We start from the raw sequence: 24,439 nt of genomic DNA on the forward strand, positions 1-24,439 counted from the left end.
CGTTGGGGGCGCCGGTGGACTCAGTCGTCGGCGTTGACGGGCGCGGAGTCGGGTGTCGTGACGCTCGCGCCCGTCTCCCGGCCGGTCTCCAGCGCGTGTTTGGCCGCCTGTCCCGCGGCGAAGGGCGAGCGGGCCGTCCCGACCCCGACCCGGAGGTCGACGTCGGTCGCCGCCCGGACGTGTTCGACGGCCTCGTCGTAGGCCGAATCGGAGAGGACCGGGCAGATCGCGATGACGTTGTCGCCGCCGACGAAACTCGTCACGGCGTCGTGGTCTCGGCGCATGTACTCCGCGAGCGTCGCCGTCGCCCGCCTGACGATCAGTTCGGCATCGACGGCGTTGACCCGGTCGGTGTAGGTACCGGTCGCGTCGACGACGTCGAAGTGAGCCACCGAGAGCGGTCCCGTGGGGGATCGCTCGTGCGGTGCGGCCAGTCGCTCCCGTCGGTCGGCGTCCTGTGCGCTGCCGGTCGTCTGGAGCTGTTCGCTCGCCGCGCCCAGCGCGGCGGCCGGCGTCTCGCCGGTCCCGACGCCGATGCTGGCGGTGACCGGGTAGTGGTTCCGGACCCGTTCCTGGAACCGGCGGTGGGCTACCGGATCGATCCCGTTGGTCGCCGCGACCATGTTGTCGAACCGCCCGGGGAAGACGTAGCCGTCACGGTCGCCCACGAAGTCCGCGAGGTCGGCGTACAGGCGCGATTGCAGCGCCTGGAGCGACGTCTCGCGCCGGGGTTCCGGCGTCACCGTCCACGGGCCGTAGTCGTCGAGTTGGACCAGCGAGAACTGGACCGCAGAATCCGCTGTCACAATCGGATCGAGGTTCGATCCAGAGTGACATGACTGTTGGGGATTGTCTCGGAGATCTCCCGGTAACACGGCTGTAACCGGGTGACAGCGGTGTCCGCGAGGGCTTTTCACCGTCAGGTCCCAGCCTAGTGACGTGTCTCAGAACAAAGACGGCTACGCCGAGCAGGTCTCCTACGACGAATCGCTTGACGACCATCCCACAGACGACGAACTGGACGAGGCAGTCGAGAGCCTCGAAGACCACGGGTTCGACGTGGTCGTCGTCGAGGACAGCGACGCGGCACTCGCCGAACTCCAGTCGCGGATTCCGACCGGCGCGTCGGTGATGGACGGCCACTCGACGACGCTGGAGGAGATCGGGTTCATGGACCACCTCATGGAGGGCGACCACGACTGGGAGAACCGCCACGCCGAGGTGTACGGCATCGACGACGACGCCGAACGCCTGCGCGCCCGCCGGGAAGCCCAGGCCAGCGACTACTTCGTCGGTAGCGTCAACGCCATCGCCGCCACCGGCGAACTCGTCGCCGCCGACGCCTCCGGCAGTCGGATCGGCGCGTACCCGTTCGCGGCCGAGAAGCTCCTGCTCGTCGCCGGCACCAACAAGATCGTCGACGACCTCGACGCCGCGCTGGACCGACTCGAAGAGGTCGCCTATCCTCTGGAAGACGCCCGCGCACAGGAGGCCTACGGTCAGGGCAGCCTCATCGCGAAACAGCTGATCTACCGCCACGAGACCGAGGACGACCGGACGACGCTCGTACTCGTCCGCGAGTCGCTGGGGTACTGAGACCGGACACCGACCGGAGCGCACAAACCGCTGAGCCCCCGAATGGACTCGTGACCGACTCGCACGAGAACGCGGGCTTCCGTCGCCTGTTCGGCGGGGACGAACTCACCGTGGGCACGGGGTTCCCCCTGACCGGCGACGCCGAGTCACGCCCCCCGGTCGAGCGAGAGACGGAACTGATCGAACACGCCGAATCGCTGGGCTACGCCGGCCTGTGGGCCAGAGACGTTCCCCTGTACTGGCCCCGCTTTGGCGACGCGGGCCAGACGTTCGACCCGTGGACCTGGCTCAGCCACGCTGCCGCCCACAGCACCGACATCGCACTCGGGACGGCCAGCGTCGTGCTCCCGCTCCGGCATCCGCTTCACGTCGCCAAACAGGCCGCCTCGCTGGACCGGCTCTCGGAGGGCCGGTTCGTCATGGGCGTCGCGACCGGCGACCGTGACCCGGAGTTTCCCGCCTTCGGCGTCGACAACGACGACCGGGGCGAACTGTTCCGGGAGTCCGTCGACGCGCTGCGGGCCTGCTGGCGCGAGGAGTACCCGGACCACTCCGGCTCGTGGGGCCACCTCGACGGGGAGCTCGACGTGGTGCCGAAACCCACCGCGGAGACGGTCCCGCTGCTCCCGACTGGCAACGCCCGCCAGTCCGTCGAGTGGCTCGGCGAGCACGGCGACGGCTGGCTGTTCTACCACCTGCCGATGGACACCCTGGAGTCGTATCTGGCCGACTGGCGCGACGCGGCGGGCGAGAAACCCTACGCGATGGCGATGCAGGTGGCACTCGCCGACGATCCGACGGCCGACCCGACGCCGGTCCACCAGGGGTATCGTGCCGGCAGCGAGTGGTTCGTTCAGTACCTCCGGGATCTCGACGCGCTGGGTGTCGACCACCTGCTCGTCTCGACGCCCGGCGACGACCCCGAACGGGAACTGACGCGGTTCGCCGAACAGGTCATCGAACGGGTGTGACGGCGTCGACGCGACGCCGTGGCTCGTGAAGTCGTTCGTCGGAGAAGTAGTCCATCCTGGATTCGAACCAGGGTCGAAGCCCCCAGAAGGCTTCAGGATTGGCCACTACCCCAATGGACTGCGTGCATCCGTCTGTACCGGGTGGTCCCTTGTAAGCGTTGCGCGATACGGCCGGCTGTGTGAGAGGGCAGCACGCCGCTGGCAGGCGTCTCCGTCGGCAGGCGGACATCGACACCGATTTGCCCGGTCCCGCGCCACCCTCGCGTATGTACGTCGGACGCTTCGTCGTCGTCGGTCCCGAGTGTGGCGCCTACCGCGTCTCCTCGCGGTCGTTCCCGAACCGCCAGGCCGTCGAGCGGGACGGCACCGTCACCGTCGAGCCGACCCCGGACGCGCCGGAGACGGACAACCCCTACATCTCCTACAACGGGGTGCGAGTCACCGAGCGTGGCGCGGTCGTCGGCAACGGCTCCCACGTCGACCCCATCGCCGAGAAACTCGAACTGGGTTATCCGGCCCGGGACGCCCTGGCCGAGCCACTGCTTGCGCTCGATTTCGAGAAAGACGACTACGACACGCCCCGGATCGCGGGTATCGTCGGCGTCGACGCCGCGGACCCGACGACGGCGGCCGACGGACCGGGCGCGGTCATCGGGACCGTCCGCCGGGACGCCCTGCTCGTCGAGGAAGTGACCGAGCCGACCCTGGTCGCTACCTACGAGGAGGACAGCCCGACGCCGTTCGAGTTGGCGGCGACCGACGCCGAGAGTGCGGCCCGAGAAGTGTACGACCACGAGTTCGAGCACGCAGTCTGTGCGGCCGGTGTCGCGGGCGAAGCCGACGAGTTCGACGTGGCAGTCTACAACGGCGAGTAGGTCGACGAATCAGTGGCGAGACTCAAGTCCCCCCGGTGACAATGCGCACACGATGAAACTCGGCGTTCTCTCTGATATCCACGGGAATCGGGTGGCGCTCCGGGCGGTGTTGGCCGACATGCCAGCGGTCGATATGCTCGTCTGTGCCGGCGACGTGGTGGGGTACAACCCCTGGCACGCCGACTGTGTCGACGCGATGCGTGGGGTCGGCGAGGCCGACGGCTATCCGGACGAGGAAGTACCGACAGTGATGGGCAACCACGACCGCGCGGTCGCCGGGACGACACCGTTCGCGTTCAACGGGATGGCCAAAGCGGGCGTCGAGCACGCGACCGAACAGCTCGACGACGACCAACTCGACTGGCTCTCGGCCCTGCCCGACGAGACACACGTCTGTGACGACCGGGTGAAACTGGTTCATGGCCACCCCGACGATCCGGACCACTACACGTATCCCGACGAGTTCGGCCCGGACCTGCTGGGCGAGGAGGACGTCCTCGTCATGGGACACACCCACCGGCAGTACCACGAACGCTACGAGGACGGCGTGGTGATGAACCCCGGCAGTGTCGGCCAGCCACGCGACGGCGACCACCGGGCGGCCTACGCCGTCCTCGATCTGGAGACGCTGTCGGTCGACGAACACCGGGTCGGGTACGACACCGACGCCGTCATCCACGCCGTCTCCGACGCCGGTCTCCCCCGCGAGATCGGCTTCCGCCTGACCCAGGGTCGGTGAGAATCCTGCGGCGATGGGAGCGAATATATGTCTCTCGTCGCTAGTGGGAGCGTGGAGTCCCCATACGACGTCCTGGGTCTCGACGAGGACGCCGACGAGCGAGCGATCGTCGACGCCTACCGCCGGCGCGTCAAGGAAGTCCACCCCGACCAGGGCGGGTCTGTCGAGGCGTTTCAGGAGGTCAAGACGGCGTACGAGCGGATCCAGAACGGCTGGGAACCCGGCGAGCCCGTACCCGACCCGACGCCGGAGCCCGAGCCGCCCGAACCAGCCGGTCCGACCGTCGAGTACCTCAACTACGAAGTGATCGAGGACCACGGCTGGTCGATCGACGACGAGGACCTCTTCGAGAAGGCCGATCGGCTGGCCCTCTCGCGGGCCGACTACGGGGAGTTCGAACTCGACGCCGACGGCAACGGATCGCTGCTGGAGGCCGCCGAGGAGCGTGGCTACGCCTGGCCGTTCGCCTGTCGTGGCGGTGCCTGTACGAACTGTGCGGTCGCGGTCGTCGAAGGGGAGATGCCCTCCCCGAAGAGCCACATTCTGCCGTCGGACTTACTCGACCGGGGCATTCGACTCTCCTGTCTCACCGCGCCGACGACCGACGTCAAGATCGTCTACAACGTCAAACACATGCCCGAGGTCAGCGACTTGCTCCTGCCGGCCAGCCGGTTCGAACAGGCCTCGACCGATTAGCGGGCGACGGCCGGCGATCAGAAGACCTCTTGGATGAGTTCGAGCGCCTGTTCGCGGTCCTCCCAGGGGACGAACACCGAGACCGACGTAGCCGACGTGATGACGTCGTAGAGATGGATGTGAGCCTCCGAAACCGGGTCGACGACGCGGCGAGCCAGATCGGACTGGCTCGGATCGCCACCGGTGACGCGGATGACGGCGATGCCGTCCTCGACGGTGACCGACGAGAGGGTCTCGTCGTCGACGACCCTGCTGTGGAGCAACGCCTCGGCGTCGTCGGCGTCGTCGGCGTCGACGTAGAAGGTCAGCGAGTCCATCCCAGAGGAGTTGGCCTCGATGTTGATGTCCTCCTCGGCGATGGCACCGGAAAGCTCGGCGAGGATACCGGGGCTGTTCCGGATGGCTCGTCCGGCGACGGTGACACAGGCCACGGGGTTCTCTTGGAGGTCGATGAGGTTCTGGAACTCCCCTTCGATGGAGGTGCCACCGGTCAGCAGATCGCCGTGCTGGTAGTGGACGACACGGACCCCCAGGGCGGCGTCCTTGTAGGAAAGCGCCGACGGCGCGACGACCTCCGCACCCCGGAACGACAGCGAGCGGAGTTCGTCGACGCTGATCTCGCCGACGTTGCGGGCACCCTCGACGACGCGGGGGTCGCCGGTCATGACGCCCTCGACGTCGGTGACGATGACGACCTCGTCGGCGTCCATGTAGTTGCCCATCATCACCGCCGAGGTGTCCGAGCCGCCGCGTCCGAGCGTCGTCACGTTGCCGTGGTGGTCCTCCGCGAGAAAGCCCGTCATCACGGGGACGACGTCTTTGAGCTGGCCGGCCAGCGCGTGGGCGCGCTTGCGGGTCTCCTCGACGTCGACCTCGCCGTACTCGTCGGTGATGATCGGCCAGTCCTCGCTGCCCGGTTCGAGGAAGACCGACTCGATCCCGCGGGCCGCGAGTGCGCCCTTGAGCATCCGGACGGAGGTCCGCTCGCCCATCGAGACGATCTCGGCGCGGTCCTCGTCGGCGGCCTCGTACTCGATCCCGTCGAGCAGTTCGTCGGTCGTGTTCCCCATCGCGCTCGCGACCACAGCGACCTCGTGGCCCTGCTGGACCGCGGCAGCGATCGAATCCGCAGCACGGTTGATTCGGTCCCCGTTCCCGAGGCTCGTCCCGCCGAACTTGGCGACTACGCGCATACGACCACCTGCGCTACGTGTGCGTGAATCATTGCCGTCGGCTTAGCCGTCACCCGGGATAACTGTGTTCATCTGTGTGGGCAGGGCGAGCCCGACACACGGTTTATCTACGTGGGGAACACACACAGGGCTATGGAGGTACGTGACGCCATCGAGGCCGACGCCGAGGCGCTCGCCGACCTCGCAACGGGGCCGCCGGACGTGATGCGAAACCTCGTCCACGATCGGACGGTCCGGGTCGCCGAGGACGACGAGGAGATCGTCGGGTTCGTCAGTTACGACGCCGAACGGGGAACCGTCCACGTCACGCAACTGGCGGGGGAGCAGTCGGTCTGTGAGCGACTGCTGGCCGAGCCGATCGAGTTCGCCAAACGCGAGCACATGGCCGTCGAACTGCTCGTCCCCGACGACGAGCCGGGGGTACAGACGGCCGTCGAGGCCAGCGGGTTCGCCGAGACCGGTTCCGGCCCCCAGTTCGAGGGCCAACCCACGACACGGTACCGGCTCGAACCCGGCCGAGCGGAACAGTAGGGACTGGGAGCGGTTCGCGTTTTCGAGCAGCCACGATAAAAAGGGGTGCCCGCCGACCACGACGGACTCCCTGTCGGCCGCTCTGCCAGCGTTACTTCTTCGAGCGGAGCTTCCGGTAGAGGTACGCGGCGCCGAGGCCGCCGGCGACCAGCGGGATCAGCGGCGAGTCGGCGGCCTTCGACGCCTGTCGCCGGACCGTCTCGACGACCGACGACCGATCGTCGATGTGTTCCAAGATGGCGTCGGTGTCGTTGGGCACCGGTTCAGGCTTTCTGCCGGCCTCGGCGGCGGCGTCGGGGTCTTTGAGCAGGTGGCCGGTGGTCAGGCAGACGACCGACTCGTCGGCGTCGATCTCGCCCTGGCGGCGGAGTTTCCGCAGGCCGGCGACCGACGCGGCCGACGCGGGTTCGACGCCGATACCCTGGCGGGCGACGTCTCGCTGGGCCGCGGTGATCTGCTCGTCGGAGACGGCGACGGCGGTACCGCCGGTCTCACGGATGCCGGGCAGCGCCTTCGGTGCGTTGACCGGGTTACCGATGCGGATGGCCGTCGCGATCGTCTCGACCTCGTCCCAGCGACGGGTCTCGTCATTGCCTTCCTGGATGGCCTCGACCATCGGGGCCGCCCCTTCGGCCTGGACGCCGGTGAGTTTCGGGACCTGGTCCTCGGTGATAGCGCCGGCCTTGACGAGTTCGCGGAAGCACTTGTACAGCGCCGCGGTGTTGCCGGCGTTGCCCACGGGGAGGACGATCCGGTCGGGGTACTCGCCGTGGTCCGCGTAGTGTTCCTCCATGATCTCCAGGCCGATGGTCTTCTGACCCTCCAGGCGGAAGGGGTTCAGCGAGTTCAGGAGGTAGACCTCCCCACGGGCGGCCAGGTCCTGGACGATGTCGAGACACTGGTCGAAGTTGCCGTCGACCTCGAGGATACGCGCGTCGTGGAGCGCGGCCTGTGCGATCTTGCCGGCCGCGACCTTCCCCGCTGGCAACAGGACGAGCGTCTCCAGCCCGGCACGGGCGCCGTAGGCGGCCAGCGCCGCCGACGTGTTACCCGTCGAGGCACAGGCCAGTCGGTCGACGCCGACCTCCTGGGCGACCCGGACCCCGACGGTCATCCCGCGGTCCTTGAACGAGCCGGTGGGGTTCATCCCCTCGTGTTTGATCCGGAGGTTGGCGACGCCGATGTCGTCTCGCAGTCGGGGGGCGGTGTGCAGTTGCGTGTCGCCCTCCGGCAGAGTGACGCCCTCCTCGAAGGGGAGCGTCTCGTGGTAGCGCCAGACGCCGCGCCCTTCGTCTTCGAAATCCTCCCAGGTCGGGAGGTCAGCGTAGCGGACCTCTAACAGCCCGTCACAGTCGTCACAGGTGTAGCGGACGGTGTCGAAAGGAGCGAACGACTCGCCACACTCGATACACGCGAGCCAGACGCCGTCGTCGGCTTCCCGGGGAACGTGGTCGGTGAGTTGCAGATCGGCCATTGTGCAAGCGCAGGACCCCGGCAGGCAAAAGTCGGACGGTTGACCGCTGTGTTACTCCGCGCCGGCCTCGAACTCGTCGATCCGGTCGTGGACGGCCGCCGTCCACTGCTCCAAGGTCTCGTGCATCAGTTCGCGTGCCTCGGGCAACGGCGTCGCGGTGTACTGGTAGATGTGGCCGCCGCTGTCGAGCAGCCGTCGTTCGCGGCTCGCGAGCCCTTTCTCCCGGAGCGTCGACAGCGAGCGGTTGACGTTCGACCGGTCCCGGTCGAGGTCGGAAGCGAGTTCCTCGACGGTACTGTCGGGAGCCGAACGCAGCGCCCGATAGGTCCGGACCTCGTGTTCCTGGACCCCGAAGACGCAGGCCATCACCTCTTCGAGAGTCGGTTCGTCGTCGACCATCAACTCGCGGAACTGGTTCCTGGAGGAATTGACTGCCATGTGTGGGCCGTACCACCGCGAGACGCATAAACGAGGTCGTTACCCGGAGGTCACCCGGTGAACGAAGTGTTACCGGGTCGGCTGTGCGTAGCCCTGTCGCTCCAGACAGGTCCGCATCTCCGCCCGGCTCTCGTGTTTGTGGAGTCGGGTCGGCGTATCACAGTACCAGACGTCGTCGTATCGTAGCGTCACCTCGTGCGCGGAACCCAGAAACTCCGTCCGGACGACGACACGGCGCCCGTCTTCGAGAGTATCGAGGAGTTCCTCGACGGTGTACTCGCCGGCCTCGACCACGAGTGGGGCCATCGTCGGACCGTTCACCCGTCTCCCCTATCAGTGTTGGCTCCGGGACGGAAACAGCCAGGGGGAGAGGCGTATCGGACACGCGCAGCGATAGGGAACGGCCCCGGACGCCACGACCGGGTGAAACCGACGCCCGGGGCGACCGTTGCGCTCCGCCGCTGACGATCGGTTGCTGTGCCAACAGTTCACGAACGTATCGAAAAGGGTGTCGTTTCAGCTGGAGATCGGTCGATCCAGCGCTTCACTGGCCAGATATCGGATGGGGAACGTTCACATCCCGAGGAAAAAGGGTGGTGTTTCAGGTGGAGGTAGTCGCCTCCCCACGCCGAGATAGATTGTCAACGGTTCACGAACGTATCGAAAAGGGCAGCGTTTCGGGTGGAACTACGCCCCCTCGTGGTGCAAAAACGTCCTCAGAAATCGGAGATTTCTGATGGGCTGCGGTAGAGCTTCGCTCTACCGAACGTGGGGAAACAGACCGCTACTGGTCGGCCAACCACACCAACAGCCCCTTCTGAGCGTGGAGCCGGTTCTCCGCCTGGTCCCAGACGATTGCGTTGTCCGACTCGACGACCTCGTCGGTGACCTCCTCGCCGCGGTGGGCGGGCAGACAGTGCATGAGCGGGCGGTCGCCAAGCAGGTCCGCCGTGACCTGGAACCCCTCGAAGTCGGCGAGTTTCGCCTCGCGGCGGTCTTCCTGGCCCATGCTGACGAAGACGTCGGTGTAGACGAGGTCGGCGTCGGCGACGGCCGCCCCCGGGTCGTGGGTCGTCTCGGGGGCGTTGTCGAAGTCGGCGGCACGCTCCAGCACGTCGTCGTCGACCTCGTACCCCTCGGGGGTGGCGACGGTGAGGTCGATCCCGGTCATGGCCGCGCCCAGGACGAACGACTGGCAGACGTTGTTGCCGTCGCCGACCCAGGCGACAGAGACGTCGAAGTCGCCGAACTGCTCGCGGATCGTCAGCAGGTCCGCCAGCGTCTGGCAGGGGTGGGCCTCGTCGGTCAACGCGTTGATCACCGGCACGTCGGCGTACGCGGCCAGTTCCTCGACGTCCGCGTGATCGAAGACGCGGGCCATCACGAAGTCGACGTAGCGCGAGAGCGCCCGGGAGGTGTCTTTGACCGGTTCGCCGTGGCCCAGGTGGATGTCGTCCGGGCCGAGGAAGACGGCGTGACCGCCCAGTTGGGTCATCCCGGTCTCGAAGGAGACGCGGGTCCGTGTCGACGGTTTCTCGAAGATCATCCCCAGCGTCTGCTGGTCGAGGGGGCTGTCGGCCCCGTCGGCTTTGATCTCGGCGGCGCGGTCGAGCACCGCGGTCAGTTCCTCGGTCGTCAGGTCGTCGACGTCGAGCAGGTGCGTGGGCATGGTTACAGCAGGCGTTCGGTCACGTCTTCGAGGACGGCGACCGAGCGGTCGTACTCCGTGAGGTGGAGGTGTTCGTTTGGCGCGTGATCGAGGTCCGAGTCCCCCGGCCCGTAGGTGACCATCGGACAGTCCCAGGCCTGGGCGTAGATGTTCATGTCGCTGGTGCCGGTCTTGCGCAGGAGGTGGGGTTCGCCGCCGTGGTCCCGGATCGCGGCCCGGAACGCCCGGGCGACGCTGGTCCGGGGACTCTCCATCACCGGTTCGACCCAGTCGTCCCAGTTGACGGTGCCGTTTTCCAGGTAGCCGTCGGCGATCTCGCGGATCTCGTCGGTGGCGTATTCGGGCGGGACGCGCAACTGGACCTGCATGGTCGCCTCGACCGAGAGGCCGTCCGTGGAGATGCCACCGTCGAAGTCGACGGGCTTGCAGGTGACCCGCTCGAAGACCGGGTGCCACTCGTCTTTGGCGAACTCGTCTTCGACGGCCGACCACCAGTCCATCGCGTCTTGGATGGCGTTGTTCTCCGGGCGCGAGGAGTGGCCGGACTCGCTGGTTGCGACGTAGGTCCCGCCGAGCAGGCCGCGGTAGCCCAGCGTGATCCCCTCCCAGCCGGAGGGTTCGCCGTTGACGACGGCGTCGGGCGCGGCGTCGCGGTCGTCGACGAGGTGCCGGCCGCCCGTGGAGTCGACTTCCTCCATGACGACGCCGGCGAAGGAGGCCCCGGTCCGGACGGCCGTGACAGCCATCGCACAGAGCGGTCCCTTCGCGTCGACGCTCCCTCGGCCCCAGAGGACGTCACCCTCGCTCGATTCCTCGACGCGGACCGGGATATCGCCGGGCACCGTATCGATGTGTGAGGTCAGCAGGACGCCGTCGTCGGCCGGCGCGCGGACGTTGCCGACGTCGTCGATCCAGACCTCGCGGTCGTGGGCTTCGAAGAACTCGACGAGTCGCTGGGCGGCCTCCTCCTCGTTCCGGGAGACCGACGGAGTACGGACGACCGCTTCCAGCAGTTCCCGGGCCTCGGTGTCGACCTCGCGCGTGGCCGCTTCGCTCATCCGATCACCTCCGCCATGGCCTCGACGACTTCGTCGGCGTGGTCCTCGTCGATGGTCAGGGGCGGGAGCAGGCGGACGACGGTGCGGCCGGCCGGCAGCGCGAGCACCTGGTGGTGCAGGGCCAACTGTTTCAGCGCCTTGTTGGCCCCGCGGCCGACCTCGACGCCGATCATCAGGCCCTCGCCGCGGATCTCCCGGACCTCGTCGCCGATGGCCGCCTCCAGTTCTGTCTGGAGGTACTCGCCCATCACCGCCGCGTTGCCCGGCACGGAGTCCTCGATCAGCGTCGAGACGGTCGCGCCGGCGGCCGCGGAGATGACCGGGCCGCCCGAGAACGTCGAGGCGTGGGAGCCGTAGTCCTCGGCGATCCAGTCCCGACAGAGCGTCGCACCGATCGGGAAGCCGTTGCCCAGGCCCTTCGCCGAGGTGATCATGTCGGGCGTGACGGCGGCCCGCTGGGAGTTCCACAGCGCGCCGGTCCGGCCCATCCCGGTCTGGACCTCGTCGAAGGTCAGCGCCGCGCCCGCGTCCGCGGTGATCTCGCGGGCCGCGTCGAGGTAGTCGGTCGAGGCGGGATTGATCCCACCTTCTCCCTGGACCGGTTCGACGATGAACGCCGCGGTGTCCTCGTCGACGGCCTCGTCGAGCGCCTCGGCGTCGTCGTAGGGGACGAACTCCACGTCGCCCATCAGGGGCTCGTAGGGTTTCTTGTACTTGTTCTTCCAGGTCGTGGCCAGCGACCCCATCGTGCGGCCGTGGAAGCCCTGCATCGTGGCGACGATCTTCGAGTCGCCGGTGGCCGAGCGAGCGAACTTCAGTGCCGCTTCGTTGGCCTCGGTCCCGGAGTTACAGAGCCAGGTCTTGTCGATCGGGTCGGGCGCGGTGTCGGCCAGCAGTTCGTACAGCGCCGTCCGCTGGGCGTTGGGGTACGACGCCTGGACGTAGGTCAGTTTCTCGAACTGCTCGGTGACGGCCTCGTGGACCGCCTCGTGCCCGTGTCCCAGCGGGACACAGGCGTAGGAGGCGCCCATATCGAGGTACTCCGTCCCGTCGTCGTCGTAGACGTAGGCGCCGTCACCGCGTTCGATCTGGATCGGTTTCTCGTTGAAGACGAATCCGGTCACAGCGTCTCACCTCCGGTGAGAGCCGTGCTGTCGAAACCCGTCGTGCGTGTCTCGGAAGTCATTGTTGCTCCTCAGTGTCTGAAAGTGCGCTCGCGTGGAGGTGTGTGCCGCTTCCTTCGAGGGCAGATGAGGTCGGTTCGTCGGCGTTGGCGTCGGCGACCACGACTTCGGGGGCGCCCCCGGCCAGGGCCTCCTCGGCGGCCATCACTTTCCGGCCCATGAACCCCTCGGCGGCGTCCTCCAGTGCCGCCCACTCCGCGCCGGTCTCGACGGAGTCGATCAGCGTCTCGGGGTCGTCCGGGTCCTCGTAGATGCCCGCGACGTCCGTGAGCAGGACGAGCGTCGCGTCGAGTTCGGCGGCGATGGCGGCCGCCGAGCGGTCGGCGTCGGTGTTGACGGGGATCACGTCACCGTCATCATCGCCGGCCATCGGCGGCGCGGCCACCGGCGTGTAGTCGTCCGAAAGGAGTGATTCCAGCAGGTCGCCGTTGACCCGCTTGATCGTCCCGGAGTGGTCGCCGCGCTTGATCTTCTTCCTCCCGTCCTCGACGACCCGGACCGCCGATTTTCGGGGGCCGTAGAGGAGTTTCCCGTCCACGCCGTTGAGCCCGACGGCGTCGACGCCCTCGCTCTGGAGGCCAGCGACCAGTTGGGTGTTGAGGTGACCGAACGCCATCTCGAAGACCTCCATCGTGGCCTCGTCCGTGAACCGGCCGACGACGCCGCTTGGCGTCTCGACGTACTCGGGCTCGATGCCGAGTCGTTCGAGCGTCTCGTCGACCTTCGTCGAGCCGCCGTGGACGACGACGACCTGCTCTCCGTCCGAAACGAGTGTTGCGACGTCGGCGAGCGCTCCAGCGGGGTCGACCGCGCGAGCGCCACCGACTTTGATAACGACAGTCATGGAAAATCACTCCAGGTGTTACGGTGCGCCGACGGGGTGGAGTCCCTGGAACTCCAGGCCCGCCGTCTCCTCGATGCCGAGCGCGACGTTCGCGGCGTGGACGGCCTGGCCGGCCGATCCCTTCATCATGTTGTCGATGGCCGAGAACACAACCAGGCGCTTGTTGCCGGGGTCGAGTTCGAAGCCGACCTCCGCGCGGTTGGTGCCCGCGACGGCCTTCGGTTCCGGGTAGCGGTAGACGCCGCCACCGCCGGCGACGAGTTCGACGAACGGTTCGTCCTCGTAGCTGCCCCGGTAGGCCCCCCAGAGGTCCCCCTTCGAGACGGGGCCGTCCGGGAAGACGTGGCAGGTCGCGCTCGCGCCGCGGGTCATCTCCACCGCGTGGACCGTAAAGGAGACGTCGACGCCGAGGAACTGCTGGATCTCGGCCTCGTGGCGGTGCCCGGTGGGCGCGTACGGGCGGACGACGCCGCTGCGCTCGGGATGTGAGGACGCCTCGCCGCCGCCGGCACCGCCCTCGCTGGAGCCGACCTTCACGTCGACGACGATCCGCTCGTCGCCCGAGAGCACGCCGTGCTCGAACAGCGGGAGCAGGCCCAGGATCGTCGCGGTGGCGTTACAGCCACCCGAGGCGATCAGGTCCGCGCCCGCGAGGTTCTCGCGGTTGAGTTCCGGCAGCGCGTACTCGCTGTCGGCGAGCAGTTCCGGGCGCGTGTGCCCGTCGTACCACTCCTCGTACTGCGCTTCCGTCTCCAGCCGGAAGTCCGCCGAGAGGTCGACGACCGTATCGGCCGCGTCCTGGAACCGGTCGATCTGTTCCATCGAGACGCCGTGTGGCGTCGCCGCGAACAGCACGTCGACCGACGCCAACTCCTCCGGCGAGGAGAAGCGCAGCTCCGAGTGCCGGAGGTTCGGGTGCTGGTGACCGATCGTCTTGTTCTCCTTCGAGCGACTGGTCGCCTGTGTCAGTTCGAACTCGGGATGGCCGTCGAGCAGACGGAGCAGTTCCCCGCCGGTGAAGCCGGAGCCACCGACGACACTCGCCGTGTAGCTCATGCCGTCACCTCCGAGCCCTGCTGGGCTTTGGTTTCCAGCCAGTCGACGACCTCCGAAGGCACGTCGACGTCGCTGACCTCGTTCAGCGCCTTGAACTCGACGGTGTGGTTGACCTCGTGGACGGTGTAATCCTCGGGTTCTCTCGGCTCGTCGCCGCTCGCGTCCTGGGTGTCGGTTTGTGACACCCCCACCTCCATCAGGTCGATCCCGAGCAGTCCGCCGCCGACGGCGTCGCTGGCCTGCTCGACGAGTTCGAGCGCGCGGTCGTCCAGTTCGAAGGTGTCGGTCTCGGCGCCCTTGGCGGCGTTAGTGAGCCAGTGGTCCGACGAGCGGACCATCGCGGCGATCGGGTCACCGTCGACGGCCAACACGCGGATGTCACGGCCGGGCTTGTCGACGAACTCCTGGACGTAGAAGATCTTGTGTTCGTAGTGACCCAGCGTCTCCTTGTGTTCGAGGATCGCCTCGGCGGCCGACCGGGAGTCGATCTTGGCCATCAGGCGGCCCCACGAACCCACGACGGGCTTGAGCACGCACGGATAGCCGAACTCCTCGATGGACTCCAGCGCGGCGTCCTTGGTGAAGGCCACGTCCGTGTTCGGCGTCGGGACGCCGGCCTCGACGAGCGCCAGACTGTTCTTGACCTTGTCCGCACAGACCTCAGCCACGTCGGGACCGTTGACGACCGGGACGTCGTAGGCCTCGACGAACTTCGTCGCGTAGACGCTACGTGAGGTCGCCAGACAGCGGTCGACGACGATATCCAGGTCATCGAAGGCCTCGGGGGCCTCGCTGATGTTGAACCGCTGCTTGCGGACGTCGATCTTCTCGATTTCGTGGTCGCGCTCGCGCAGTTCCGACAGCAAGAGCTTCTCGTCGCGGCGGATACGCGAGTAGAGGAGTCCGACCTTCATCGTGTGTCCTCGGTGTGTTCGCGGCTCGCGGCGTCGGCCGGCGTCGCGAACGGGACAGGGGGCCACGCCGCCTCGGTCATCACTCGCCCCAGTCCTCTTCGAGTTCGGGTGCGCTGTCGAGTTCGACCGGCTCCGTATCGATGACTTCGAGCTCGGCACCACAGGTAGCACAGTCGACGATCTCTCCGACTTCGAGGTTGTCGTGCAGGGAGACCTCCGCCCCACACTCGATGCAGTCTGCCATTGTAGCTCACTCTCGGACAGCGACCCACTTAAACACTTCGAACCTGTCAGCAAAAAATAGTAACTGCACTACGCGCTAACGGTGTTTCGGTCGGTGATACGCGACGTGACTGATACCTATATCAGAATTATGGTATAATTTCCCCTGCCGGGGGTCGTCGTTCAGGCATATCGTTCGACCTCCGTCAGCAGGCGATCGGTCGCCTGTTCGACTGTCGTCCGGTGGTCGCCGACTGCCTCGGTGTCGACGGCAAGTTGCTCCTCGGCGGTCGAGAGCTGGCCGGCGATTGCCGACGGGGCTGGCCCCCCACGGGAGTCCCGCATCCCGACGCTTTCCGTCGGATCGAGGGCCGATTCGACGGCCGTGCGGTCGACGTACTCCGACAGCGGCGCGTCGAGTACGTCTTCGGCGACGGCCGCGATGGCGTCGTAGTCCGGGGCGTCCTCGTCGGGATCGAGACCGGCCGCGGCCTCGGCGACGATCTCGTGGGCGGTCCGGAACGGGACCCCGGCCATCGCCAGCAGGTCCGCGACGCCCGTCGCCGTCGCGAAGCCCTCGGTCGCGGCGGCTTCCAGCCGATCGGCGGGCCACTCGGCCGTCGCGACGGCGCCCGCGGCGACCTCGACGCTCTCGGTCACGCTGTCGATAGCGTCCCAGGCGTGCCGGCCGGCCCGCTGGAGGTCGCGGTTGTACGCACGCGGCTGGCCCTTGAGGTTGGTCAACAGGCCGTTCAGTCCCGCGACGGCGTCGCCGGTGCGGCCCCGGACCAGTTCCAGCGTGTCGGGGTTCTTCTTCTGGGGCATGATCGAACTCGTCGAGGCGTAGTCGTCGTCGAGTTCGACGTGATCCTTGCTCGCCATCACGACGATATCTTCGGCCAACTGTGAGAGCGTCGTCGCCAGCCCCGCGACCGCGCCGGTCACCTCGACGAGGAAGTCCCGCGCCGAGGCGGCGTCCATCGAGTTCTCCACGACGCCCTCGAACCCGAGCAGTGCCGCCGTCCGGTCACGGTCGACGTCGAAGGGCGTCCCGGCGAAGGCTGCGGCCCCCAGTGGATTTTGGTTCACGCGTGCGTATGCGTCGAGCAACCGTCCGGTGTCGCGCTGGAGCGCCTGTTCGTAGGACAACACCCAGTGGGCGACCGTCGTCGGCTGGGCGGGCTGGAGGTGCGTATAGCCCGGCATCACCGTCTCGTCGTGGTCGCGGGCGACGGCGAGCAGTTGCTCGCGGGCACCCACGACCGCCGAGAGCAGTTCCAGCAGATCCTCGCGCAACCGGTAGCGGATGCAGGCCGCCACCTCGTCGTTGCGCGAGCGGGCGGTGTGCATCTTCCCGCCTTCGGGACCGACGCGGTCGATGACCGCGCTCTCGATAGCCTCGTGGACGTCCTCGCCGTCGGGGAGAGCGGCGTGGCCGGCCGATTCGATCTCCGCCAGTGCCGAGAGGATCTCGCCGGCGGTGTCGCGGTCGACGATCCCCCGTTCGGTCAGCATCACGACGTGTGCGCGGTCGACAGCCAGGTCGGCCGGGAAGATGCGCTCGTCGTCGGAAAGCGAGGAGAGGAACGACCGGGCGGGGCCGCCCGCGAAGCGGTCGCGGCGGACGACCGTCTCCTCGTCGGCGCCGTCCGCGTTCCCCGAGGCCGCTCCGGTCTCGCGCTCCTCCTCGCTCATCGGGCTAGTCCTCCGAACCGTCGCTAACGGCGTCGCCGTTCGCGTGCGTCGAGGCTTCCCCGTCGTCGGTCCCGCTGCCCCCGTCGGCTACGGTTGCGCCTTTCCTGGCGTCTTCGAGGATCCTGTTGGCCAGGCGCGACTGGAAGCCGTGGTACTTCGCGACGCCGGTCGCGTCCTGCTGGGTGATGCCGCCGGTGACGTCCTCCTCGTTGAACGAGGCCGCGGACTCGCTGTAGACGGCGTACTCCGACTCACGGGAGACCGGGCGGCAGTGCCCGCCTTCGAGTTTCACCGTGACGGTCCCGGTGGCGCGTTCGTTGGTGTCCTCGATGAACGCCTCCAGCGCGCCGGTCAGGGGCGCGTCGACGAGCCCCTGGTAGGCCTTCTGGGACCACTCCTGGTCGACCTGAGCCTTGAACTGGCGTTCCTCCTGGGTCAGGACGAGCCCCTCCAGAGCGTCGTGGGCCGTCAGCAGCACCGTCGCCGCGGGGTGTTCGTAGTTCTCGCGGACCTTCAGCCCGAGCATGCGGTCTTCCATCATGTCCGTGCGGCCGATGCCGTGGGCACCGGCTTGCTCGTTGAGCTGTTCGATGAGTTCGACCGAGCCCAGGTCCTCGCCGTCGACGGCGACCGGGACCCCCTCCTCGAAGCTGACCTCGACGAGTTCCGACTCCTTGCCCGAGGGGTTGTCGGTCCACTTGTAGATGTCGTCGTCCGGGATCGTCGAGGGGTCTTCCAGCTCCGAGCCCTCGATCGAGCGGCTCCAGAGGTTCGTGTCGATGGAGTAGCGACCGCCGTCACCGCCCTCGACGGGCAGGCCCTTCTCCTGTGCGTACTCGTTTTCCCACTCGCGGGTCAGACCGAGTTCGCGGACCGGTGCGATGACCTCCAGGTCCGAGTCGCGCCAGATGGCCTCGAAGCGCAGTTGGTCGTTGCCCTTCCCGGTACAGCCGTGGGCGATGCCGTCACAGCCCTCTTCCTCGGCGACCGAGAGGATGGCTTTCGCGATGACCGGGCGGGCGAGCGCGGTGCCCAGCGGGTAGCCCTGGTAGTCGGCGTTTGCTTTGACCGCCTGGAGACAGAGGTCGGCGAACTCCTCGCGGGCGTCGACGACGTACTGCTCGACGCCCAGCGCCTCGGCGGTCTCCTCGGCCTCCTCGAACTCGTAGTCGGGCTGGCCGACGTCGACGGTGACGCCGATGACCTCGTCGTAGCCGTACTCCTCTTTCAGCAGCGATACACAGACTGTCGTGTCGAGCCCACCGGAGAAGGCGAGCGCGACGGTTCCGTTTCCTTCTGGCATTGGTTTGATAGTGTGACTGTCGAGTTCGGGTACCGGCCGGACAGTCGACGGCGGGAATCTGCGACGAGACGAACCGTGTGAGTGGAAGTAGTAGTGGGCCTAGAGACGGCCCCGTCGTCGTCGCTGGGAGAAAGCGTCGGACCCGTCGCTGGTGCCCACGAGCGTTCCAGCGGTGGCGGTCCGAGTCATGTACGTAACGGTACTGTAAGTCTGGTACTAATAGCTTCCGTGTCCGCCCCAGTGCGTGAGGGGTTGGCACGTGTCGAAGCACCGCCGTCCCAGCGGCCACAAGACGTTTGTCCGGGCTCCGGAACCACCACGTATGCGCCTCCCCGATATCGACACCCTGTTGCAGCTCCTGCTCGTCCTGCTGGTGGTCTGGGTCGGGCTGGCGATCGTCGAAGAGATACTGGGTCTTTTGGGCTGGCTGCTCGGGCCGCTCCAGCCGCTGGTCGGGCTGGCCGTCCTCGCGCTGGCGGTGTTGTGGCTCTACAAGCAGCGGTAGGGGACCACGCAGTTTTAGCGACTCGGGCCGTTCCCCCACGGTGTGTACAGTCTCAACGTCACGCTCCCGTCGGCGGTCACCTCGCTGGCCGGGAGACTAGCCCGGGACCTGCCGACAGCACGAGCCCGGCCGCGGGGCGAACACACGCTGGTCGCCAAGCGCCTCGGCGAGGGCGACCACAGCGCCTACGCCCGCCTGGAGAGTCGGGCACGCGAGGCCCTGCGCGGGCACCCGGCGTTCGAGGCCCGGATCACCGGCGTCGAACAGTTCGAGACGGCCGCGACCGGCCCCTCGCCCGTCGTCTACCTCGCCGTCGAGAGCCCCGGGCTGGTCGCGCTCCACGAACGGCTCTGCGAGCGGTTCGAGCCGGTCGAGGGCGTCGAAGGGTCGGACTACGTCCCACACGTGACGATCGCCCGCGGCGGCGACGCCGCAGCCGCCCGCCGGCTGACCGAACGCGCCGTCGACCCCGTCGAGTGGACCGTCGACAGCGTGACGTTCTACGACGCCGAGCGGGGCCAGTCCGCGAGGACGGTGTCGCTGCCGGCCTGAGACGGCGTCCGCGCCGACATCGCCGTCGCGTGATCCACGGTCCCGGGCTGTGGTGACAACGTTTTTGCCGTCGCCTGCCCTCCCGTTCTGGTATGGATTACCGGGAAGTCGACAGCACGTCCGAGTACGTCTGCCGACTGGACCACGGCGCGGACTGGCGGGAGGAGATCGAGTCCTTCGCCGACGAGCGAGCGATCGACGCCGGCTTCTTCTACGGACTGGGAGCGGTGCAGGACGCCGAGATCTGGTTCTACGACCAACAGCGCCAGGAGTACGACGCGGTCACCTTCCCCGAGCCCCTGGAGATGGCCGCCTGTATGGGCAACGTATCGCACCTCGACGGGGAGCGGTTCGCCCACACCCACGCGGTCCTCTCGCGGCCGGACGGGACGGCGCTTGCGGGCCACCTCAACAGCGCGACCGTCTTCGCCGGCGAACTGTACGTCCGGGCGTTCGACACCCACCTCGAACGCGCCCACGACGAGCCGACCGACCTCGACCTCTGGGAGCTCTGAGATGCGGGAGGCAGACGAACAGTACTTCGAAACCCTGGAGGACGAACTCGACCGGGCGATGGCCGTCGCCGAGCGCGCCCGCGAGCGCGGCGGTGACCCGAAACCCGAGGTCGAGATCCCGACCGCCAGGGACATGGCCGACCGGGTCGAGAACATCCTCGGCATCGACGGGGTCGCCGAGCGGGTCCGCGAACTGGAGGGGGAGATGTCCCGCGAGGAGGCCGCCCTGGAACTCGTCGAGGATTTCGTCGAGGGGACCGTCGGCGACTACGACACCCGCGAGGGGAAAGTCGAGGGCGCGGTCCGGACCGCCGTCGCCCTGCTGACCGAGGGCGTCGTCGCCGCCCCGATCGAGGGGATCGACCGCGTCGAACTGCTGGAGAACGACGACGGGACGGAGTTCATCAACGTCTACTACGCCGGGCCGATCCGCTCGGCCGGCGGGACCGCCCAAGCGCTGTCGGTGCTGGTCGCCGACTACGCCCGCGCGCTGCTGGACATCGACCAGTACAAGGCCCGCGACGACGAGGTCGGTCGCTACGCCGAGGAGATCGACCTCTACGACAAGGACACCGGCCTCCAGTACTCGCCCAAGGAGAAGGAGACGAAGTTCATCGCCGAACACATGCCGATCATGCTCGACGGGGAAGCCACCGGCGACGAGGAGGTCTCGGGCTACCGGGACCTCGAACGGGTCGACTCGAACTCCCCGCGGGGCGGGATGTGTCTGGTGCTCGCGGAGGGAATCGCGCTGAAGGCCCCGAAGATCCAACGGTACACCCGTAATCTCGACGAGGTCGACTGGCCGTGGCTCCAGGACCTCATCGACGGGACCATCGGAGCGGACGACGACCAGGCAGAGACCTCGGACGACGGGAGCGACGACGCGGACGAGGGCGAGGGAGCCGACACGGACGAGGGCGAGGGAGCCGACGAACCGGCCGGGCCACCCCGTGTCGACCCAGCCACGAAGTACCTCCGGGACCTCATCGCCGGCCGACCGGTCTTCTCCCATCCCTCCAAACCCGGCGGCTTCCGGCTGCGGTACGGACGGGCACGCAACCACGGGTTCGCGACCGCCGGCGTCCACCCGGCGACGATGCACCTGGTCGACGACTTCCTGGCGACGGGGACACAGATCAAGACCGAGCGGCCGGGGAAAGCCGCCGGGGTCGTCCCCGTCGACACCATCGAGGGGCCGACCGTCCGCCTGGCCAACGGCGACGTTCGCCGCATCGACGACGCCGAGGAGGCACTGGCGGTCCGAAACGGCGTCGAGAAGATCCTCGATCTGGGCGAGTATCTGGTCAACTACGGCGAGTTCGTCGAGAACAACCACCCGCTCGCGCCGGCCTCCTACACCGTCGAGTGGTGGGAGCAGGACCTCGACGCGGCGGGGGCGGACGTCCAGGCGATGCGGGACGACCCGACGGTCGACCTCGCCGACCCGACCGCCGACCAGGCGCTGCGTTGGGCCACGGAGTACGACGCGCCGCTACATCCGGCCTACACCTACCTCTGGCACGACGTGAGCGTCGACGAGATGGGGGCACTGGCCGACGCGATCGAGGACGGACAGGTCGCACAGACCGACGGCGCCGTCCTCGAAGACGGGGTGCGGGCGGCCGACGGCGACCTCGTCCTCCCGCGGACCGACACCGTCCGGACCGCACTGGAGCACCTGCTCGTCGAGCACACACAGGAGTCCGACAGGCTCGTCGTCTCCGACTGGCTCCCGCTTGTCCGGACGCTCGGCTTTTCGCGCTCGCTGGAGCGTGACTGGACGCTCGACGACCTCTCGGAACACGCCCGGCGCTACGGAACCGGCGAGTCCGTCGAGGCCATCGGCGCCGCCGACGAGACCCTCGACGAGGGGGCGAACGCCGTCGAGGCGGTCAACGAGGTCGCTCCCTTCGAGGTCCGGGAACGGGCACCGACCCGCGTCGGTAACCGGATGGGTCGCCCGGAGAAGTCCGAGCGGCGGGACCTCTCGCCGGCGGTCCACACTCTCTCGCCCATCGGCGAGGCTGGCGGCGCCCAGCGGGACGTGGCCAAGGCGACGAAACACGCCGACTCGATGAGCGAGACGCCGGGCCGCGTCGAGGTCGAAGTCGCCCGGCGGCGCTGTCCCGCCTGTGGAACCGAGACCCACAAGGCCCGCTGTCCGGACTGTGACACCGTCGCCGAGACGGTGTACGTCTGCCCCGACTGCGAGGCCGAGGTCGAGCCCGACGAGTCCGGCCGCGCGGAGTGTTCCCGGTGTGAGACGCTCGCCTCGCCGACCCAGTACACCGAACTCGACCTCCAGGCGACCTACCGTGACGCGCTCGAATCGGTCGGGGAGCGCGAGACGGCCTTCGAGACGCTGAAAGCCGTCAAGGGACTCACCTCCGCGGAGAAACTACCCGAGCCGATGGAGAAAGGGATCCTCCGGGCGAAACACGACGTCTCGGCGTTCAAGGACGGCACCGTCCGCTACGACATGACCGACCTGCCGGTGACCGCGGTCCGGCCCGCCGAACTGGACGTCGAGGCCGACCGCCTGCGGGCGCTGGGCTACGAGACGGACATCCACGGCGACCCGCTGACCCACGACGACCAGCTTGTCGAACTGAAAGTCCAGGACATCGTTCTCTCTGACGGCGCTGCCGAGCACATGCTCAAGACCGCCCGGTTCGTCGACGACCTCCTGGAGCAGTACTACGGCCTGGAGCGGTACTACGAGTTCGACGACCGCGAGGACCTCGTCGGGGAACTGGTCTTCGGGATGGCACCACACACAAGCGCGGCGACGGTGGGCCGCGTGGTCGGCTTCACCTCGGCGGCGGTCGGCTACGCGCACCCGTACTTCCACGCCGCCAAGCGCCGGAACTGCTTCCACCCGGAGACGCGCCTGTGGCACGGCGAGGGCGGCGATTGGTCGTACGGGTCCATCGCCGACCTCGTCGAGCGACACCTCACTGACCCCCGCGAGGACGAGTTCGGAACGCTCGTCTCCGAGGTCGAGACCGATCTGGTGGTCCCGTCGCTGGGGCCGGACGGTCCCTGTCGCAAGCAGGTCGAGGCCGTCTCGAAACACCCCGCCCCGGACCACCTCGTCCGCATCGAGGTCGGCGAGCGGACGCTCCGGGTGACGCCGGACCACACGATGCTCCGGACCGGGTGGGACGGAATCGAGGAGGTCCGCGCGTCGGAGATCGAGGCCGGCGACGAACTGCCGGCCTACGACGGCGGCGAGACGACGATGGCCGGGACTGGGGAGACCGCAGCGGCCGACGGCGGGAGCACTGTCCCGACCGACACCGTGACCGACGTGAGCTACGTCGGGAGCGACGTCGAACACGTCTACTGTCTCACGGTCGCCGATACGCACCGTCTCGCCGTCGAGGGCGTCTACACCTCGCAGTGTGACGGCGACGAAGACTGCGTGATGCTGTTGATGGACGGCCTGCTGAACTTCTCGCGGAAGTACCTCCCGAACCAGCGGGGCGGCAGGATGGACGCCCCCCTGGTGATGTCCTCCCGGATCGACCCCAGCGAGATCGACGACGAGGCCCACAACATGGACATCATGGAGTCGTATCCCCGCGAGTTCTACGAGGCCACCCGGGAGCTGACACCCCCCGAGGAGGTCGAGGAGATCATGACCATCGCCGAGGAGACGCTGGGGACCGACCGGGAGTACACCGGCTTCCGGCACACTCACGACACCACCGACATCGCCGCCGGGCCGGACCTCTCGGCGTACAAGACGCTGGGGTCGATGGAGGACAAGATGGACGCCCAACTGGAGATCTCGCGGAAACTCCGGGCCGTCGTCGAGAGCGACGTCGCCGAGCGCATCATCGAGTACCACTTCCTGCCCGATCTCATCGGGAACCTGCGGGCGTTCTCCCGACAGGAGACCCGCTGTCTGGACTGCGGGGAGTCGTTCCGGCGGGTTCCCCTGACCGGGGACTGCCGGGAGTGTGGCGGCCGCGTCAATCTCACGGTCCACGAGGGGTCGGTCAACAAGTACATCGACACCGCGATCCGGGTCGCCGAGGAGTTCGGTGCCCGGGATTACACGAAACAGCGGTTGCGGATCCTCGAACGGTCGATCGAGTCCGTCTTCGAGAACGATCACAACAAGCAGTCTGGCATCGCCGACTTCATGTGACGCTCGCGTGACGGCCGTCCGACGGGTGTTTTTGCCCGTCGACATCCAGAACCGAGGTATGGAAGCACGTGACACGGCAGTGGCGACGCCCACCGTCGCCGACGCCGCGCCGAACGCCCGGTACGAACTGGAGATCGCCCTGCTGCACCGGCGGATCGCGCAACTAGAGTCGACCGTCGAGGCCGAACGGCGCCAGCGCCAGGCCGTCGTCGACCGGTACGAGCGCCTGTTGGAGGAGCGGTAGACGGCG

Annotated in this window: 25 protein-coding genes and 1 tRNA gene; 11 read left to right on the top strand and 15 right to left on the bottom strand. The window is 67.9% G+C overall.

All coding sequences use genetic code 11. The annotated features are described in order from the left end of the window. Positions 1–20: 20 nt before the first annotated feature. Positions 21–806, bottom strand: coding sequence for a GTP cyclohydrolase IIa (locus tag P0204_RS09625; protein ID WP_276178603.1), 786 nt, complete (start codon positions 804–806; stop codon positions 21–23). 133 nt (positions 807–939) lie between these two features. Here P0204_RS09625 and P0204_RS09630 point away from each other — a divergent pair, with 133 nt between their 5' ends. Both P0204_RS09630 and P0204_RS09635 read left to right on the top strand, forming a co-directional pair. Then, positions 940–1,596, top strand: coding sequence for a lactate utilization protein (locus P0204_RS09630; RefSeq protein ID WP_276178605.1), 657 nt, complete (start codon positions 940–942; stop codon positions 1,594–1,596). A gap of 50 nt (positions 1,597–1,646) precedes the next feature. Further along, positions 1,647–2,567, top strand: a complete 921-nt coding sequence (locus P0204_RS09635; RefSeq protein ID WP_276178607.1) for a TIGR03571 family LLM class oxidoreductase — start codon at positions 1,647–1,649, stop codon at positions 2,565–2,567. A 47-nt stretch (positions 2,568–2,614) separates the two neighbouring features. Here P0204_RS09635 and P0204_RS09640 read toward each other — a convergent pair. After that, positions 2,615–2,687, bottom strand: a tRNA-Gln gene (locus P0204_RS09640). 146 nt (positions 2,688–2,833) lie between these two features. Here P0204_RS09640 and P0204_RS09645 point away from each other — a divergent pair. Genes P0204_RS09645 through fer form a run of 3 tightly spaced genes read left to right on the top strand, consistent with a single transcriptional unit; the run spans position 2,834 to position 4,877 of the window. Continuing rightward, positions 2,834–3,442 carry an IMP cyclohydrolase gene (locus P0204_RS09645; RefSeq protein ID WP_276178609.1) on the top strand — a complete coding sequence of 203 codons (609 nt, stop codon included), beginning with the start codon at positions 2,834–2,836 and terminating at the stop codon, positions 3,440–3,442. Between the two features lie 52 nt (positions 3,443–3,494). Continuing rightward, entirely contained in the window at positions 3,495–4,181 is a 687-nt protein-coding gene (locus P0204_RS09650) for a metallophosphoesterase family protein (RefSeq protein WP_276178611.1), read from the top strand. A 51-nt stretch (positions 4,182–4,232) separates the two neighbouring features. Further along, positions 4,233–4,877: a ferredoxin Fer gene (gene fer / locus P0204_RS09655; RefSeq protein WP_276178613.1), complete on the top strand. Its 645-nt coding sequence runs from the start codon at positions 4,233–4,235 to the stop codon at positions 4,875–4,877. A 17-nt stretch (positions 4,878–4,894) separates the two neighbouring features. Here fer and P0204_RS09660 read toward each other — a convergent pair whose 3' ends face one another. Continuing rightward, positions 4,895–6,070 carry an aspartate kinase gene (locus P0204_RS09660; RefSeq protein WP_276178615.1) on the bottom strand — a complete coding sequence of 392 codons (1,176 nt, stop codon included), beginning with the start codon at positions 6,068–6,070 and terminating at the stop codon, positions 4,895–4,897. A gap of 132 nt (positions 6,071–6,202) precedes the next feature. On the opposite strand from P0204_RS09660, the gene P0204_RS09665 reads away from it, so the two are divergent. After that, on the top strand, positions 6,203–6,601 hold the full coding sequence (locus P0204_RS09665) for a hypothetical protein (RefSeq protein ID WP_276178617.1): 399 nt from the start codon (positions 6,203–6,205) through the stop codon (positions 6,599–6,601). A 91-nt stretch (positions 6,602–6,692) separates the two neighbouring features. Here the strand turns inward: P0204_RS09665 and thrC are convergent, their stop codons facing one another. From thrC to P0204_RS09725, 12 genes are all read right to left on the bottom strand, one after another. Next, the gene (thrC, locus tag P0204_RS09670) at positions 6,693–8,075 is read right to left on the bottom strand and encodes a threonine synthase (RefSeq protein ID WP_276178619.1); all 1,383 of its coding nucleotides are present in this window, start codon (positions 8,073–8,075) and stop codon (positions 6,693–6,695) included. A gap of 51 nt (positions 8,076–8,126) precedes the next feature. Further along, positions 8,127–8,513: a helix-turn-helix domain-containing protein gene (locus P0204_RS09675; RefSeq protein ID WP_276178621.1), complete on the bottom strand. Its 387-nt coding sequence runs from the start codon at positions 8,511–8,513 to the stop codon at positions 8,127–8,129. A gap of 69 nt (positions 8,514–8,582) precedes the next feature. After that, complete coding sequence (locus P0204_RS09680; protein WP_276178623.1) at positions 8,583–8,819, bottom strand: DUF8001 family protein; 237 nt, start codon at positions 8,817–8,819, stop codon at positions 8,583–8,585. 478 nt (positions 8,820–9,297) lie between these two features. Continuing rightward, positions 9,298–10,182, bottom strand: a complete 885-nt coding sequence (argF, locus tag P0204_RS09685) for an ornithine carbamoyltransferase (RefSeq protein WP_276178625.1) — start codon at positions 10,180–10,182, stop codon at positions 9,298–9,300. A 2-nt stretch (positions 10,183–10,184) separates the two neighbouring features. Next, positions 10,185–11,240, bottom strand: coding sequence for a [LysW]-lysine hydrolase (locus tag P0204_RS09690; RefSeq protein WP_276178627.1), 1,056 nt, complete (start codon positions 11,238–11,240; stop codon positions 10,185–10,187). Further along, positions 11,237–12,364 carry an aspartate aminotransferase family protein gene (locus P0204_RS09695; protein WP_276178629.1) on the bottom strand — a complete coding sequence of 376 codons (1,128 nt, stop codon included), beginning with the start codon at positions 12,362–12,364 and terminating at the stop codon, positions 11,237–11,239. The genes P0204_RS09690 and P0204_RS09695 overlap by 4 nt, the downstream gene beginning before the upstream one ends. A 58-nt stretch (positions 12,365–12,422) precedes the next feature. Next, a complete protein-coding gene (locus P0204_RS09700) occupies positions 12,423–13,268 on the bottom strand; it encodes an acetylglutamate/acetylaminoadipate kinase (RefSeq protein WP_276178631.1) in 846 nt (281 codons plus the stop codon). 18 nt (positions 13,269–13,286) lie between these two features. Next, positions 13,287–14,324 (bottom strand): N-acetyl-gamma-glutamyl-phosphate reductase, encoded by a 1,038-nt coding sequence (gene argC, locus P0204_RS09705; protein WP_276178633.1) that lies wholly within the window; start codon positions 14,322–14,324, stop codon positions 13,287–13,289. After that, complete coding sequence (lysX, locus tag P0204_RS09710; protein WP_276178635.1) at positions 14,321–15,238, bottom strand: lysine biosynthesis protein LysX; 918 nt, start codon at positions 15,236–15,238, stop codon at positions 14,321–14,323. The genes argC and lysX overlap by 4 nt, the downstream gene beginning before the upstream one ends. Before the next feature lie 79 nt (positions 15,239–15,317). After that, positions 15,318–15,482 (bottom strand): lysine biosynthesis protein LysW, encoded by a 165-nt coding sequence (lysW, locus tag P0204_RS09715; RefSeq protein WP_276178637.1) that lies wholly within the window; start codon positions 15,480–15,482, stop codon positions 15,318–15,320. A 161-nt stretch (positions 15,483–15,643) separates the two neighbouring features. Next, entirely contained in the window at positions 15,644–17,155 is a 1,512-nt protein-coding gene (argH, locus tag P0204_RS09720) for an argininosuccinate lyase (protein ID WP_276178639.1), read from the bottom strand. 4 nt (positions 17,156–17,159) lie between these two features. Then, positions 17,160–18,458: an argininosuccinate synthase gene (locus tag P0204_RS09725; protein ID WP_276178641.1), complete on the bottom strand. Its 1,299-nt coding sequence runs from the start codon at positions 18,456–18,458 to the stop codon at positions 17,160–17,162. Between the two features lie 322 nt (positions 18,459–18,780). On the opposite strand from P0204_RS09725, the gene P0204_RS09730 reads away from it, so the two are divergent. The 5 genes from P0204_RS09730 (at position 18,781) to P0204_RS09750 (ending at position 24,433) form a co-directional block, all read left to right on the top strand. Then, a complete protein-coding gene (locus tag P0204_RS09730; RefSeq protein WP_276178643.1) occupies positions 18,781–18,963 on the top strand; it encodes a DUF7554 family protein in 183 nt (60 codons plus the stop codon). Positions 18,964–19,005: 42 nt separating this feature from the next. Beyond that, complete coding sequence (locus tag P0204_RS09735) at positions 19,006–19,515, top strand: 2'-5' RNA ligase family protein (protein WP_276178645.1); 510 nt, start codon at positions 19,006–19,008, stop codon at positions 19,513–19,515. Positions 19,516–19,607: 92 nt separating this feature from the next. After that, positions 19,608–20,030, top strand: a complete 423-nt coding sequence (locus P0204_RS09740) for a PPC domain-containing DNA-binding protein (protein WP_276178648.1) — start codon at positions 19,608–19,610, stop codon at positions 20,028–20,030. A gap of 1 nt (position 20,031) precedes the next feature. Then, positions 20,032–24,189, top strand: coding sequence for a DNA-directed DNA polymerase II large subunit (locus P0204_RS09745; RefSeq protein ID WP_276178650.1), 4,158 nt, complete (start codon positions 20,032–20,034; stop codon positions 24,187–24,189). Between the two features lie 58 nt (positions 24,190–24,247). Next, positions 24,248–24,433 carry a hypothetical protein gene (locus P0204_RS09750; protein WP_276178652.1) on the top strand — a complete coding sequence of 62 codons (186 nt, stop codon included), beginning with the start codon at positions 24,248–24,250 and terminating at the stop codon, positions 24,431–24,433. Positions 24,434–24,439 lie beyond the last annotated feature (6 nt).

Origin of the sequence: Haloarcula halophila (genome assembly GCF_029278565.1) — an archaeon.
Lineage (GTDB): Archaea > Halobacteriota > Halobacteria > Halobacteriales > Haloarculaceae > Haloarcula > Haloarcula halophila.